We start from the raw sequence: 14,815 nt of genomic DNA, 5'->3' as shown, positions 1-14,815 counted from the left end.
TCAGTAGCGCTGCGGGGCCTGCGGGTTGGCGGCCAGTTCCGCGTCCACCTCGGCGTGGAACCGCTTCTCCACGAAGAAGGACAGGAACGGCACCACACCGCCGAGGGCCAGAATGATGAGCTTGGCGAAAGGCCAGCGCATCAGCGACCAGAGCCGGAAGTTGGACATCAGGTACACCACATACATCCACCCGTGCACGATCAGCACCGCGATGGAGACGTTGACCCCGCCAATGACTCCCGGGGGCTCTGCGTCGGCGAACCCGAAGCCGAAGGCCTGCCCGGTCACGGCGTTGGTGCCGCCGGCAAAGAGGTACTGGCCAAAGACGTAGCGGGCCACCAGCTCCGCGCAGAGCAGGAGCAGCATGGACCCGGTGAGGTACGCCAGGACCTTGTAGAACTTCAGGGCGGAGCGGATCTGCGCCTCGGTCCCGCCGAAGCGGCGCTTTTTGCCGCCGGGGGTTCCCGTTCCGTTGGACTGCTGCGGCTGGATGGCCGGCTGGGGCTCGATCATGATTGCACTCTCGGATTGGTTGGTTCGGTTTCGGGGGAATCTGCGTTGTGGGGACCGTCTCCGGCGGAGCGGCGGGCGGCTTCTTCGTCTTGGGCGTCCTCGAGGCCACGGCGGTAGTCATCCTTGACCAGGCGCCACCAGATGAACAGGGCGAAGCCGGCAAACACCACCCATTCCGCGGCGTAGAAGAGGTTAAGCCAGTTCACCGTCGTCGCGGGCGGCTGCGGGCCGATCTTCAGGGGCTTGATGGCACCCGAGACGGCTACGTCGGCGCTGCCGGACCGCTCGGCGCTGGCGGCGACAAATCCCGGGTAGCTGCTGACGTCCCAGAGGTTGATCAGTTCGGCGACGGACACCGCGGTGGCCCGCCCGGGGCCGGCGTCGGTGTTGGGCACCGGCGCTTCCGACGGGATCAGCCTGCCGGTGAGTTCGAGGGCGCCCGACGGCGGTGGCGTCGCGTCGGCGGGATCGGCGACCCAGCCCCGCGCGACCGGGATCCAGGTCTGCGGCGAGGCTCCGGCTCCCGTCAGGGCAGGGGCGCCCTGCACGGCAAAGGCGGAAACTATCCAGTATCCCTTGGTGCCGCCGTTGACCCGGCCGGCCACGAGGACCTGCTTCTTCGCGTCATAGTGGCCGGTGGCTGTGACCATCTGGTCCGCCACTGTGCCCGGGAAGAAGTGCCCCGGCGCCAGGACCGCCGTCAAAGGCCGGAGGTCCTCGGTACCCGTGGAAACCGGCGCCTCGGACTGCGTTGAGCGGCCGAATTGCCATTGGCTCAACAGCACGAAGACCCCCGAGATCACGATCGCGAACACGAGGCCTGCGATCCAGCGGGGTTTGAGGGCGGTTTTCAGCACCCCTTAACCGTACTTCGTCCGCGTGTAGAACAACGAAACGGACCGTTGCCCCAATCTCAGTGGTCGAAGAACACCAGGCTGGAATTGATCAGTTCCGAAATCACTTCGGAGTCGTAGGCGCGGCGGAGTGATTCGCGGAACGATTCCTTGGACAGGGAGCGGGCCAGGGTAGCGAGCACTTCCAGATGCTCGGAGAAGGAACTCGCGGGGGTGGCGATCAGCAGGACGATCGTGGCGGGCCCGTCGGCAGCACCGAAGTCCAGGGCGCTGCCGTACTTGGTGATGCCGACCGCGATCGAGGTGCGGGAGACGAACTCGCTGCGCGCGTGGGGCAGCCCAACACCGCCGGGAAGCCCGGTGGCCAGCTGGTGCTCGCGGGCGTTGACGCTGCCGAGGAACCCGTCCAGATCGGAGATCCGGCCGGCCTCATACATCCGCTGCGCGAGCTGCGCGGCGGCGTCGTACTTGTCCTTGGCGTCCAGCTCCAGGATCACCATTTGCGGTGTGGTGAGCTCGGCATCGTACCGGTCCAGTGGTTCCGCCAAGAGGTATCCCTTCGATGTGGCGCCAGCGCGGGCCGGCGGGTGGTGCGCCGTGCGGCGCGCCCGGTCAGCGCAGCGGAACGATGTCCTCAACGCCCAGGCGCGCGGCGTCGGCGGATTCGTCGTCCGGCTGCTCCTGGCTCAGCCGTTCGGCGTCGACCCGGGCCAGGTAGTGCTTGATTTCGCTCTCGCGCTGCGCATCGCTCCAGCCGAGAACCTCGCCCATCAGTTTAGCGACTACCGGGGCTGCGGACACACCGCGGTCCCACGCTTCGATTGAGATCCGGGTCCGCCGGGTCAGGACGTCCTGGACGTGGCGGGCGCCTTCGTATTTGGCGGCATAGACGGCTTCGGCGGCCAGGTAGTCGTCTGCACCCGGGAGCGGCTCGGCGAGCTCGGGGTTCTCCCCGATGAGGGCCAGCACTTCCGGGGCCATGGAGCCGTAGCGGTTGAGCAGGTGTTCGATCCGCGCCACGTGCACGCCGGTCTCGTCCGCCATCCGGTTGCGCTTGTTCCACGCCGCCTTGAAGCCGCTGGCGCCCAGCAGCGGAATGGACTCGGTGCACGACGGCGGAACCCGTTCGTCCATGCTGCGGGTCGCCTCGTCGACGGCGTCCTTCGCCATGACGCGGTAGGTGGTCCACTTGCCGCCGGCCACCACCACGAGGCCCGGGACGGGGTGCGCGACGACGTGTTCGCGGGACAGCTTGGCGGTCGAGTCGTTTTCCCCGGCGAGTAGCGGGCGCAGGCCCGCGTAGACGCCCTCGACGTCCTCGCGGGTGAGGGGCCGCTTGAGCACCTTGTTGACGTGTTCGAGGATGTAGTCGATGTCCTTGCTCGACGCCGCGGGGTGGGCCTTGTCCAGGTGCCAGTCGGTGTCGGTGGTGCCAATGATCCAGTGCCGGCCCCACGGGATGACGAACAGCACGGACTTCTCGGTCCGCAGGATCAGGCCCACGGTGGACTGGAAGCGGTCCCGCGGCACCACCAGGTGGATGCCCTTGGAGGCGCGCACCTTGAGCTGGCCCCGGTCAGTGACCATCGCCTGGGTCTCGTCGGTCCAGACGCCGGTGGCGTTGATGACCTGCTTGGCGCGGATGTTGAAGCTGGAGCCGTCTTCGTGGTTGACCACTTTGGCGCCCACCACGCGTTCGCCCTCGCGCAGGAAGTCCACCACAGCCATCTGGTTGACCGCGTGTGCGCCGTAGTAGGCGGCGGTGCGGATGAGGTTCGCGACGTACTTCGCGTCGTCGACCTGGCCGTCGTAGTAGCGGATGGAGCCGACGAAGGCGTCGTCCTTGAGGCTTGGAGCCGCCCGGAGGGTGCCGCGCCGGCTGAGGTGCTTGTGGAAGGGGACGCCGCGGGCGTGGCCGCCGGTGATGGACATCGCGTCGTAAAGGGCGATGCCGGAGCCGACGTAGGGCCGTTCAACGAACCGCTTGGTCAGCGGGTAGAGGAACGGTACGGGCCGGGCCAGGTGCGGGGCCAGGACGGAGAGGATGAGGCCACGCTCGTGCAGGGCCTCTTTGACCAGGGCGAAGTCCAGCATCTCCAGGTAGCGCAGGCCGCCGTGGATGAGTTTCGAGGACCGGGACGATGTGCCGGCCGCCCAGTCGTTGGCCTCGACAATGCCGACGCTGAGGCCGCGGGTCACGGCGTCCAGGGCAGCACCGGCGCCGACGATTCCGCCGCCAACAATCAGGATGTCCAGTTCCTTGCCGGGCTGGGCGCTGGCCTTGAGCACCGCGAGGGACGCCTCGCGTTCCGCGGGTCCGAGCGCGCCGCCCGCCAAAGGAGCACCACCGGGAAAACTGTTCATCTCACGCCTCCGTCCGGATCAAACCTCGTAGTGCACCACACTACTTCCAAGTTCAGCCGTTGGGCAGGGTTCCGGGCAGCCCGGAGGTGGGCTTAGTTTCCGGCGTAGGGCGAGACGACGACGTCGACGCGCTGGAATTCCTTCAAGTCCGAATAGCCAGTGGTCGCCATGGACCGGCGGAGCGCCCCGATGAGGTTCGAGGTGCCGTTGGTGTGGTGGCCCGGACCGAACAGGACCTCTTCGAGCGGCCCGACGGTGCCGACATTGGCCCGGTCGCCGCGGGGCAGTTCGAGGTGGTGGGCCTCCTGGCCCCAGTGCCAGCCCTTGCCGGGGGCTTCCTCGGCGCGTGCCAGGGCACTGCCGAGCATCACGGCGTCGGCGCCCATGGCGATGGCCTTGACGATGTCACCGGAGGTGCCCATGCCGCCGTCGGCGATCACGTGCACGTAGCGTCCGCCGGATTCGTCCATGTAGTCGCGGCGGGCGGCGGCAACATCGGAGATGGCCGAGGCCATCGGCGAGTGGATGCCCAGGGCGCGGCGGGTGGTGGTGGTTGCTCCGCCGCCGAAGCCGACCAGGACGCCGGCGGCGCCGGTGCGCATGAGGTGCAGGGCCGGGGTGTAGCCGGCGGCCCCGCCCACGATCACCGGGACGTCGAGTTCATAGATGAACTGCTTGAGGTTCAGCGGCTCGTGGTCCTTGGAGACGTGCTCTGCGGAGACGGTGGTGCCACGGATGACGAAAATGTCGACGCCGGCGGCCAGCACGGTCTTGTAGTGCTCCTGGGTGCGCTGCGGTGTCAGCGAGCCGGCCACGGTCACCCCGGCGGCGCGGATTTCGGCGAGCCGCGAGGTGATCAGTTCGGGCTGGATGGGGGCCTGGTAGAGCTCCTGCATCCGACGGGTGACGGCCGGGCTGTTGGTCTCGTCCTCGAGGGCAGCGATCTGCTCCAGGACAGGCTGCGGGTCTTCATACCGGGTCCAGAGCCCTTCGAGGTCGAGGACGCCGAGACCGCCGAGCCTGCCGAGGGCGATGGCGGTTTCCGGCGACATCGCGGAATCCATCGGGGCGGCGATGACGGGCATATCGAACTTGTAGGCGTCGATCTGCCAGGAGACGGAGACGTCCTTGGGATCACGCGTACGTCGGTTGGGGACGATCGCAATGTCGTCCAGGGAGTAGGCACGACGCCCACGCTTGCCACGGCCAATCTCAATCTCGTAAGTCACGTGCCCACTTTACTTGACCCTGCCGCGAGCCGGCATTTCTCTCCTGCCGCCGCGGTTCGCGGGGCTCCGGGCCGCCCGGCCGCAGGGCAGGGCCAACGCGGAAGGGTCAACGCGGAAGGGCCAACGCGGAAGGGCCAACGCGGAAGGGCCCGCGCGGCAGGTACGCTGGCGGCATGGGCAAAGGGTGGATCTTCGAAGGCCACATCGCCGGGCTGGGAACAGAATCCGGGCTGCGGGCGGTGCTCGGCCTCTGGCAGCAGTCCCCCTTCGGGCCCTTCGCCGACGCCATGGTGGAGTTGCCCTCGGGCCGCCGGATTCTCCTGGCCCCGACCGCCGAGACCTGTGACTTCATCGCTTCGGTGTACAACTTTGACGAGAGCCGCGTCGTGGATGTGGCGGCCTCCCACGAGGGAGGGCAGCTCACCGTCGACGCCGGGCCCCTTAGCGTCCGGGCCGCCGTCGGCGTCCGCACCCGACTGGGCGCATTAGTGCGCCTGGTCCCGCGCCCGGTGGCCGTACACCCGCTGTGGTTGCGGGCCGTCAACCCGGTCGCTGCCAGGATCAGCCCCGGAGCCCGCACCGCCGGCGCCGCCAAGGGTGGACGCACCGAGTACTACGGTGTGACGGATCTGCACCACATCGGGGCGGCCCGTGTGAGCTGGGGCGGGGCCGACGCCGGGTCGCTGGCCGCCGTCCTGCCCCCGGTCACTTTCGGTTTCAGCAGCGTTCCCGCCGCTCCCAGCCTGGCCCGCGTGCGGACCACTGTGACGCCGTCGTAGCCCGCGGACGCGCCCTAGAACCCGGCCGCGCAACCAGTCAGGCCCCTTCGGCCTCGTCCACGCTGAGCTGGGATTCGAACATCCGGAAGTACCGGCCGCGCAGCGCCACCAGTTCCCGGTGCGTGCCCTGTTCCACGATCCTGCCGTCCTCGAGCATGTAGACCACGTCCGCTTTTTCGATGGTGGCCAGCCGGTGGCTGATCGCGATGATGGTGCTGCTGCGGTCGGCGAAGAGGCGGGTGAAGATCCGGTGTTCGGCCAGGGCGTCGATTGCCGACGTCGGCTCGTCCATCACCATAAACGCCGCGTCGCGGTAGAAGTTCCGGGCCATCGCCAGGCGCTGCCACTGACCCCCGGAGAGACCACTGCCCTTCCGGCCCCGGGGATCCTCCATCCAGTTGCTGACATGGTTGTCCAGCCCGTTGGGCAGCCTGGAGATGAACTCAAGCGCCTCGGCGTCGGCGGCGGCACGGCGGACCCGACCGTCATCACGCGCCGCGTCGACGTCGCCGAAGAAGATGTTCTCCGCCGCCGTAGCGAACTCGTACTTGAGGAACTCCTGGCTGAGCACCGCCAGGTGGCGGTGCCAGGACGTCACGTCGACGGCGGCGAGGTCCACGCCGTCGAGCATCACCTGGCCTGAATCCGGCCGGTAGAGCCCGGCCAGGATCCGGATCAGGGTGGATTTGCCGGCACCGTTCTCCCCGACAATGGCAATGTGCTGGCCCTGCCGGATGGTCAGCGAGATCCCTTTGATCACTTCCAGGTCGCTGCCGGTGTAGGTGAAGCGGATGTCACGCAGCTCCACCGTTGCGGGTGCCGCCAGCAGAGGCGGGGCGTGGCTGGAGTGCACGGGCAGGGCCATGAACAGCTCGTAGTCCTTGAGGTTGGCAAGATCCTCATCGATGGAACTCAGCGAGGAAACCAGGCTGTTCGCGGTGGACAGGGCACGGCTGACGATCTGCTGGACGTAGAGGAACTGGCCCACAGGCTGGGCGTGGGCGATGATCTGGCCGACCACCCAGATCAGCGAGACCACCTCGGCGCCGTACTGCAGGGCGTCGGCGGCAAGCTGCTTGGGGATGTAGCGCTTCTGGAAGTCGAGCCGGCGTTTTTCATCCGCGTCCCGCAGCCGGGAACGCAGCCCCATGAGGTAGCCGACGATCCCGTACAGCCGCATTTCGGCGATGTGCTGCGGGCGCAGGAGGTTTGTTTCGATCATCCGGCGCTGCCGGCGGGAGTCGACCTGGGTGTTCCAGTGCGCGATTTGCTCGCGGGAGAGTTTGAACTGCAGGTAGACGCTGGGCACGATCGCCACCAGGACAATCGCGGCGATCCACCAGCTGACCAGCAGCAGCGCGCCGATCGCCAGAAGCACAGAGACCAGCTGGGTGAAGATCGCGGCAATCCGGTCCAGGACGCGGGCGTAGGAATCCGAGAAGCGTTTGGCGCGGTCGTAGAGATCCACCGTCTCCTTGTCGTCATAGCGCCAGAAGTCCAGGGCCAGGAAACGCTCGTACATCAGGTCCCCGACGATCGCGCCGACCCGGAAACTCATGAGCTGCTGGATGTAACGGTCCACGCTGCTGAACGCTCCCCAGAAGAGGCCGAGGGCGGCGGTGATGATGACATAGACGATGGCCTGTTGCCCGGCGGTGGCATTGCCCGCGTAGGCGGCCGCCAGCGCCGTCGTCGTCAGGGCGGCGAAGTAGGTGGTGACCAGCGGCAGCAGTGCCGAGATCAGGGAGCCCAGGACCTTCATCACGACGGCGGCCGGTGAGGCCCGGAAACTGACCCGCAGCACCTGCGCGACAGCCCGGGCATAGGGCCGGAGCGCCAGTTTGCGCCGGGGCTCACGCGCGGGCAGGAGTTCGGACATGGTCCCAGCCTAGTTCCGGGTCGCGGGCAGGTCCGCTGTTAACGCAGGCAGGCCACGGGGAGAAAATCCCCATGGCCTGCCTGTCCAGCCTTCTCGCGGGTCAGCGCGACCCGTAGTTCGGCGCTTCCACCGTCATCTGGATGTCGTGCGGGTGGGATTCCTTCAGGCCGGCCGGGGTGATCCGGACGAACTTCCCGCGGGCCTTGAGCTCCGGAACGGTCGGGGCGCCGGTGTAGAACATGGTCTGGCGGAGGCCGCCGACCAGCTGGTACGCCACCGAGGCGAGCGGTCCGCGGTACGCCACGCGGCCTTCGATGCCCTCGGGGATCAGTTTGTCGTCTCCCGAGACGTCGGCCTGGAAGTAGCGGTCCTTGGAGTAGGACGTGTTCTTGCCGCGCGTCTGCATCGCCCCGAGCGAACCCATGCCGCGGTAGAGCTTGAACTGCTTGCCGTTGACGAAGATCAGGTCGCCCGGGGACTCGTCGCAGCCGGCCAGCAGGGAGCCGAGCATCACGGTGTCCGCGCCGGCCACGAGGGCCTTGCCGATGTCGCCGGAGTACTGCAGGCCGCCGTCGGCGATCAGCGGAACGCCGGCCGGGATGGCAGCCTTGGCGGACTCGTAGATGGCGGTGATCTGCGGGACGCCGACGCCGGCCACCACACGCGTGGTGCAGATGGAGCCCGGGCCCACGCCCACCTTGATGCCGTCGGCGCCGGCGTCGATGAGCGCCTGGGCGCCTTCACGGGTGGCAGCCTGGCCGCCGATGATGTCCACGTGGGCAGCCACCGGATCGGACTTGAGCCTGCGGATCATGTCCAGGACGCCCTGTGAGTGTCCGTTGGCGGTGTCGACGAACAATGCGTCCACACCGGCGTCGATCAGGGCCATGGCCCGCTCCCAGCCGTCACCGAAGAAACCGATGGCGGCTCCGACGCGCAGCCGGCCCTCCTCGTCCTTGGTGGCCAGCGGGTACTGCTCGGCCTTGGTGAAGTCCTTGGTGGTGATGAGGCCCTTGAGCCTGCCCTGCTCGTCGACGAGCGGAAGCTTCTCGATCTTGTTGGTGGCCAGCTTGTGCGAGGCCTCCTCGCGGCTGATGCCGACGTGCCCGGTAATCAGGGGCATCTTGGTCATCACGTCGCTGACCAGCCGGATCGGGAAGTCGGTTTCCGGGACAAAGCGGGTGTCGCGGTTGGTGACGATGCCCAGCAGCTTCATGCCCTCGTCCACCACGGGGAGGCCGGAGACGCGGTAGTGCGAGCAGATCTCGTCGAGTTCGGCGAGGGTGGCTTCGGGGCCAATGGTGAGCGGGTTCGTGATCATGCCGGATTCGCTGCGCTTGACCCGGTCCACCTGGTCCGCCTGGTCGGCGATGGAGAGGTTCCGGTGCACCACCCCGAGGCCGCCCTGGCGGGCCATGGCGATGGCCATCCGCGACTCTGTGACGGTGTCCATCGCGGCGGACAGCAGGGGCGTGTTCACCGTGATGCGCTTGGAGATCCGGGAGGAGGTGTCAGCTTCGGAGGGGATGACGTCGGTGTGCCCCGGCAGGAGCAGGACGTCGTCGTAGGTCAGGCCGACAAAGCCAAAGGGGTCGTGTTCGGGCTGGGTCATGAGTGCGCCTCTTACCTTGGGTTTCTGGGTTCACGGGTAGGGGTTGCAGCAGATGACCAGCCCGTCATTACGGGCGTGGCCTGTGCAGAAGTGTTGAATAAATAGTAGAACCTAGCCGGCGATCCCCCTATTCCGCGCCGCGAATGTGAGCAACGGCATGCGGCCGGGGGACGCCCTGCGTCACTTCCAGCCGGTGGCGGCCAGCAGGCGTTTTTCGAACATGGGGATCATGCTCTGGACGTAGGTCTTGGTCAGGTGGTTGTCGTCCTTGTAGACGTAAACGTTTCCGACGACGGCGGGGCAGGTCCCGTTGGCGCAGATGAAGTCGCTCATGTCCATCAGGTGCAGCCGGGCCACCTTGCCGCGGTAGTCGTCCAGCGGCGAGGACGCGGCCAGCGATTCCTCCAGCGGGACGTTGCAGTCGGCGGCGTCGGCGCCCTTCTTCTGGACGCACTCGGGCATGTTCACGGTGAACCGGGGATTGTCGCGGATGCCGATCACATCGATGCCGGCGTCGGTGAGCGGCTTGATGCCCTCGAGGTACTGCGGCACCTCCGTCTCGAACGGCGCGTCCTTGTGGGTCAGCGAGGCCACGGTGAATACCGCGTCCGGCTTGTGTTCGAGGACGTAGTTGGAGCTGGCCTTGTTGAAGGCGTTGCAGTCCGCATCCCGTTCGGGAGAGTCACCGCCGAAGCGGCAGTTGCCCTTGAGCAGGGTCACCACTTCCCAGCCGTGGCTCTTGGCGATGGGCCCCAGCGCGGCCATGTACTGCTGGGCATGCGAGTCGCCGAGCACCACGATCCTCTTGGTGACCTTGTCCGGCCGGCTGTTCTGCAGGCAGCCCTGCAGCAGCGGATCGGTGGGCACGTTGCCGCCGGTGCACAGGCCGTCGATGTCAGCCCATTCGTTCTTCATGGCTGCCGGCGCGGGAATGATCTTCGCCTCCGGGGTCGGCTTCCCGGCGTTCTCCGGGGCCAGCACGGCAGCGCCCGGTGTCAGTTCCTTCGGCTGGGCTGCTGCCGCTGCCTCGTCGGCCACGATGTGGCTCTGCCAGAGGGTGACCGGGCCCGCCAGCAGCGCACCGCAGGCGGCGATCACGACGGCGGTGCGCCAGGCACGGCGCTGCGGCCAGTGCCACTCGCGCAGTGGTTTCTCGACGAACCGGGTGGTGAGCACGGCCAGCACCAGCGAGGCGGCGACGATGGCCAGCCCCTGCCACAGGTCGGGCGCGGTGATGCCCATGCCCGCCAGGGCCAGAACCAGCAGCGGCCAGTGCCAGAGGTACAGGGCGTAGGAGTTGTCCCCGAGGGCCACCAGCGGCCGCAAGGTCAGGAGCCGGTCGACGCCGAAACGGCTGCTGCTCCGGCCGGCCACGATGATGGCGGCGGCGGCGAGGGTGGGCCACAGGGCGATGAAGCCCGGGAACGACCGGTCCACGGTCAGCAGGAGTCCGCAGGAGAGCATCGCGGCCAGGCCGGCCCAGCCCAGGACCAGCCGCACGATTTTGCCCGGTTTCAGATAGGGCAGGGCCAGGGCCAGCAGTGACCCCAGCGCGAATTCCCAGAGCCGGGCGCGGGTGTCGAAGTAGGCGTAGGCCTGGTTGCTGGCTGTCTGTTGGACCGAGTAGGCCAGGGAAACGGCGAAGATGGCACCGAATGCGACCGCCAGGAACACGCGGTAGTTCAGTTGCCGTTCGTCCAGGCGGGTCCAACGGAGCAGCGCGCGGCGCAGGAGGGCCGCCCCGGCGAAGACCAGGGGCCAGAGCACAAACACCTGGCCCTGGATGGACAGTGACCAGAAGTGCTGCAGCGGGCTGGCGCCGGAGTGGTCCTGGGCGTAGTAGTCGACGGCGGTGTCCGCGAGCAGCCAGTTCTGCCGGTAGAGCAGCGAAGCCCAGGCCTGGTCGAGGATGTCGGACCAGCGGCTGGCGGGCAGGATCGCCCAGGTGCCGATCAGGACGCCGAGGACCACCACGACGACGGCGGGCAGCAGCCGTTTGAGCAGGTGCAGCCAGTGGTTCAGGAGACGCAGCGGCTTCCCGCTTTCGACCTTGCGCGCGAAGCTTAGGGTCATCAGGAAGGCGGAGATCAGCAGGAAGATGTCCACGCCGCCGGAGACCCGGCCCAGCCACACGTGGTACGTCACCACCATCAGCACTGCCAGGGCGCGCAGGCCCTGCACTTCGGGGCGGTAGTCCGATTTCCGGCTCGCGGGGGAACCGGCCGCCGCATGTTGCGGGCGGGCTGTGATTCGCTCGTTCGACATTGGGGTTTCCTCGGGCCGGCGTCCAAAGCATCAATGTTACCGAAACGTAATTTTCTTCGCCAATCGCCGCGGCGCCCGGGACGGTCCGGCGACGCGTCCCGGCGGCCGCCGCGGGGCTAGTCTGTTACGAGTCGAAGGAGGCCGCCCAGTGATCGTCCAGTTGCGGATTTGCGTGCCGGAAAAGCTTTCCGCCGCGGTGGTGGACTGCTGCTCCGCCGGGGTGGGCGTCGCGGAGGTTGCCCTGCACCCGGGCGCCTCGGTGGTGCCGGCCGGCGACGTCGTCCTGGTCCTGGCGGCCCGGGAATCAGTCGAGGCGTTGATCGAGCAGCTTCATGGCCTCAACGTCCAGGACGTCGGGTCCATCTCGGTCACCACCCCTGACCTGGTGCTGTCCGATCGGGCGGACAAGGCCGTGGAGGCGGCGCCCGGGGAAGGCGCCGATGCGGTGATCTGGGACGAGGTCTCGCGGCAGACCGGGGAGGAATCCCGGCTGACGTGGAGCTTCCTGGCGTTCCTGGCGCTGGCGACGCAGCTGGCCGCGATCGGAATCGTCACCGATTCGACCATCGCAATCGTCGGTGCCATGGCCGTCGGCCCCGAATTCGGCCCGCTCGCCGCGCTGGCAGTGGCCCTCGTCCGGCGGCAGTGGCGGCTGGGACGCAGCGCCTCGCTCGCTCTGGGTGTGGGTTTTCCCGTGGCCATGCTGGCCGCGGCCTTCACCGCGTGGCTTTCCGTTCCGCTGGGGCTTTTCCCTGCCGATGCCCTGGACCGCGGCTCCGCCGTCGAGTTCATCTACCACCCGGGACCTTACTCGCTGATCGTCGCCCTGCTGGCGGGCACCGCGGGGATGCTGTCGGTAATCGGCCGGCGCTCCGCAGCCCTGATCGGCGTGTTCATCTCGGTCACCACCGTCCCGGCGGCCGGTTTTGTGGCGGTGGCCCTGGTCCTGGGCGAGTACCAGAAGGCGGCTGGTTCGGCCCTGCAGCTGTTCGTGAACCTTGCCGGGATTGTGGTCTCCGCAGTGGCGGTTCTGGTCTTCTACCGGCTCATCGCCAAACGCCGGCCGCCGGCTGCCGCAGGCGCCCTGCAGCCCAACGCACACCACCTGAGGCCCTGAGGCCCTGAGTCCCCGAAGCCCTGAAGCCCTGAAGCCCTGAAGGGACGTTACTTCCAGCCGGTCGCCTCGGACAGACGCTGGCCGAAGACAGTGGCCATGGAGGCCACGTAGGTTCTGGTCAGGTGGTTGTTGTCCTTGTAGACGAAGGTGTTCCCGACGATGCCCGGGCATGACTTTCCGTCGCAGATCAGATCCGTCATGTCCACGATCGACAGCCCAGGTATTTTGCCCCGCAGCGCCGAGAGGGGACTCTTCGCCGCGAGCACGTCGCGTTGGGCGCGCACGCAGTCCGGGCTGGCACTCCCCTTCTCGGCCGCACACTCGGCAATGTTGAAATTGAAACGCGGGTTGTCACGTATGGCCACGACGTCCACGTGCCGTTCCGTCCAGAACCTTGCGGTTGCTTCGAAGGACGGGGACAGTTTTTCCGCCGGGGAGGAAACCGCCGCCGCCGTTCCCACGGTGATGATGGCGTCCGGCGGATTGTCGGTGACCTCCTCCGTCACAGCCGCGTTGAACGTGTCGCACGGAATCGAACGCCCCTGGGCGGAGATCGAGTAGCGGCAGCCTGCCCGGAGTATCGAGTACACACGCCAGCCGTTCTGCTTGCCGGCCGCATCGATGGCTGCCTGCCATTGCTGGGCATGGGAATCCCCGAGCACGAGGATGGTCTTGGTGGGTTTGCCGGACAGTGAGTTTTGCGAGCAGTTGCCCTTGAGTGAATGGTCTTCCGGCTCGAGGTCACCTGTACAGCGGTTGCCGAGGCCGGCCCAATCGTTCTTGAGCTGTTCGGGCAGGGGCAATGCAGGGGCGTCGCTGTCGGCTGCACTGACAAAACCCGGCAGCAGCGCGATGGCGCCGGGGTTGTTCCGTGCCGATTCGGACATAACTGCCTGCGCCTGGAGGTGCTGCCGGAGCTGCACGCCGGACAGGGGAACGGCGACCACGGCGAGACACAGCACGACCGCGAGGGCGGCCCGCCGTCGTCGGACTTCCGGCCATGCCCATGACCGCCACGGGCGCTCGATGAAGCGCGTGGTCAGGAAGGCGAGTCCGAGGGATGTGGCGATGATCAGGGTGCCGGAGAGCCAGCCCGCCTGTTCCTTGCCGCTCCAGGTCAGGGCCAACACGAGAACCGGCCAGTGCCACAAGTACAGGGCGTACGAGTTGTCACCCAGTTTGACGAGGGGCTTGGAACTGAGGAAGCGGTCGATACCCCAGCGGCTGTTCGTTTGTCCTGCCAGGACGACGCAGCTGGCAGCCAGTGTGGGCCACAGTGCCACGAAGCCCGGGAACGCCCCTTCCACGTCGAGGATAAAGCCGCAGCTGACCATCGCAAGGACGCCCACCCAGCCGAGGACCACGCGGAGCCTGCGGGAAAAGAACGACAGTCCCGGCAGGAACAGTGCCAGCAGCGTGCCGAGCGCAAATTCCCAGAGACGCGCTCCGGTGTCGAAATATGCCTGCGACTGGTTGGTGGCCGTGTAAACGATCGAGTAGGTCAGCGAGACCAGGAAGATGGCCGCGAAGATGTAAGCGAGCAGCGCGCGGTACCGGAGGTCGTATTTGCGCGCGACCACGGCAGTGCCGGCGAAGATGAGGGGCCAGAGGATGAAAATCTGGCCCTGGATCGACAGCGACCAGAAGTGCTGGAGTGGGCTGGCCAGGGCATGGTCCGCCGCGTAATAGTTGACGGCTTCCGCCTGCAGTACGCGGTTTTCGGCGTAGAACAACGACGCCCAGCTCTGAGCGACGACGTCCGGGAAGCGAGTTCGGGGCAGCAGCACGTAACTGGCCAGCAGAGTCGTCAGGATGACCACGGCCGCGGCGGGCAGCAGCCGCCGGAAGAGGTGCAGCCAGTGCTTCAGCAGGGCCATAGGCGAGCCGCTTTCGTAGCGGCCCACGAACTGCAGCGTCATCAGGAACGCGGAGATTAGGAGAAAGACATCGACGCCGCCGGACACACGCCCGAACCAGACGTGATAGGTGGCAACCATCAGGACGGCCAGCGAACGCAGCCCCTGGATCTCCGGCCTGTATTTGCGTCCCGGGGCACGACGCCTACCGGCCCTGGGTTCGCGCGGGGACACAACACTTACCGCTCCGGACATGAAAAACCCCCAAAAAATACTCAAGATAGCAACCGCAACTATACCGTCCGGGGTAGACGCGGAGCCCGGATGACGGTGGTCCGCCCAGGGCA

11 protein-coding genes are annotated in these 14,815 nt (G+C 67.4%); 2 read left to right on the top strand and 9 right to left on the bottom strand.

The genetic code is table 11. The features are described 5' to 3' along the window. From AC1DBE_RS09680 to AC1DBE_RS09660, 5 genes are all read right to left on the bottom strand, one after another. Window positions 1-513 (bottom strand): DUF3817 domain-containing protein, encoded by a 513-nt coding sequence (locus AC1DBE_RS09680; RefSeq protein ID WP_476879117.1) that lies wholly within the window; start codon window positions 511-513, stop codon window positions 1-3. Continuing rightward, entirely contained in the window at window positions 510-1,370 is an 861-nt protein-coding gene (locus AC1DBE_RS09675; protein ID WP_476970360.1) for an SURF1 family protein, read from the bottom strand. The genes AC1DBE_RS09680 and AC1DBE_RS09675 overlap by 4 nt, the downstream gene beginning before the upstream one ends. A 56-nt stretch (window positions 1,371-1,426) precedes the next feature. Continuing rightward, window positions 1,427-1,915 carry a PTS sugar transporter subunit IIA gene (locus AC1DBE_RS09670; RefSeq protein WP_476970359.1) on the bottom strand — a complete coding sequence of 163 codons (489 nt, stop codon included), beginning with the start codon at window positions 1,913-1,915 and terminating at the stop codon, window positions 1,427-1,429. Window positions 1,916-1,979: 64 nt separating this feature from the next. Next, on the bottom strand, window positions 1,980-3,731 hold the full coding sequence (locus AC1DBE_RS09665) for a glycerol-3-phosphate dehydrogenase/oxidase (protein WP_476970358.1): 1,752 nt from the start codon (window positions 3,729-3,731) through the stop codon (window positions 1,980-1,982). A gap of 92 nt (window positions 3,732-3,823) precedes the next feature. Further along, entirely contained in the window at window positions 3,824-4,960 is a 1,137-nt protein-coding gene (locus AC1DBE_RS09660; protein WP_476879121.1) for a GuaB3 family IMP dehydrogenase-related protein, read from the bottom strand. A gap of 173 nt (window positions 4,961-5,133) precedes the next feature. On the opposite strand from AC1DBE_RS09660, the gene AC1DBE_RS09655 reads away from it, so the two are divergent. Further along, entirely contained in the window at window positions 5,134-5,739 is a 606-nt protein-coding gene (locus AC1DBE_RS09655; RefSeq protein ID WP_476970357.1) for a hypothetical protein, read from the top strand. Between the two features lie 37 nt (window positions 5,740-5,776). On the opposite strand, the gene AC1DBE_RS09650 is transcribed toward AC1DBE_RS09655, so the two are convergent. The 3 genes from AC1DBE_RS09650 to AC1DBE_RS09640 form a co-directional block, all read right to left on the bottom strand. Then, the gene (locus AC1DBE_RS09650) at window positions 5,777-7,618 is read right to left on the bottom strand and encodes an ABC transporter ATP-binding protein (protein ID WP_476970356.1); all 1,842 of its coding nucleotides are present in this window, start codon (window positions 7,616-7,618) and stop codon (window positions 5,777-5,779) included. Window positions 7,619-7,718: 100 nt separating this feature from the next. Next, window positions 7,719-9,230 (bottom strand): IMP dehydrogenase, encoded by a 1,512-nt coding sequence (gene guaB / locus AC1DBE_RS09645; protein WP_476970355.1) that lies wholly within the window; start codon window positions 9,228-9,230, stop codon window positions 7,719-7,721. Between the two features lie 180 nt (window positions 9,231-9,410). Then, window positions 9,411-11,495 (bottom strand): acyltransferase family protein, encoded by a 2,085-nt coding sequence (locus AC1DBE_RS09640; RefSeq protein ID WP_476970354.1) that lies wholly within the window; start codon window positions 11,493-11,495, stop codon window positions 9,411-9,413. A gap of 148 nt (window positions 11,496-11,643) precedes the next feature. Between AC1DBE_RS09640 and AC1DBE_RS09635 the strand changes: the two genes are divergently transcribed. Continuing rightward, on the top strand, window positions 11,644-12,612 hold the full coding sequence (locus AC1DBE_RS09635; RefSeq protein ID WP_476903093.1) for a DUF389 domain-containing protein: 969 nt from the start codon (window positions 11,644-11,646) through the stop codon (window positions 12,610-12,612). Window positions 12,613-12,659: 47 nt separating this feature from the next. Here AC1DBE_RS09635 and AC1DBE_RS09630 read toward each other — a convergent pair whose 3' ends face one another. After that, window positions 12,660-14,723: an acyltransferase family protein gene (locus tag AC1DBE_RS09630; protein ID WP_476903094.1), complete on the bottom strand. Its 2,064-nt coding sequence runs from the start codon at window positions 14,721-14,723 to the stop codon at window positions 12,660-12,662. Window positions 14,724-14,815 lie beyond the last annotated feature (92 nt).

The organism is Arthrobacter sp. 10T416 (assembly GCF_056394165.1).
The sequence above is the reverse complement of the archived record's forward strand: the minus strand, read 5'-3'. Positions and strand labels throughout refer to the sequence as shown.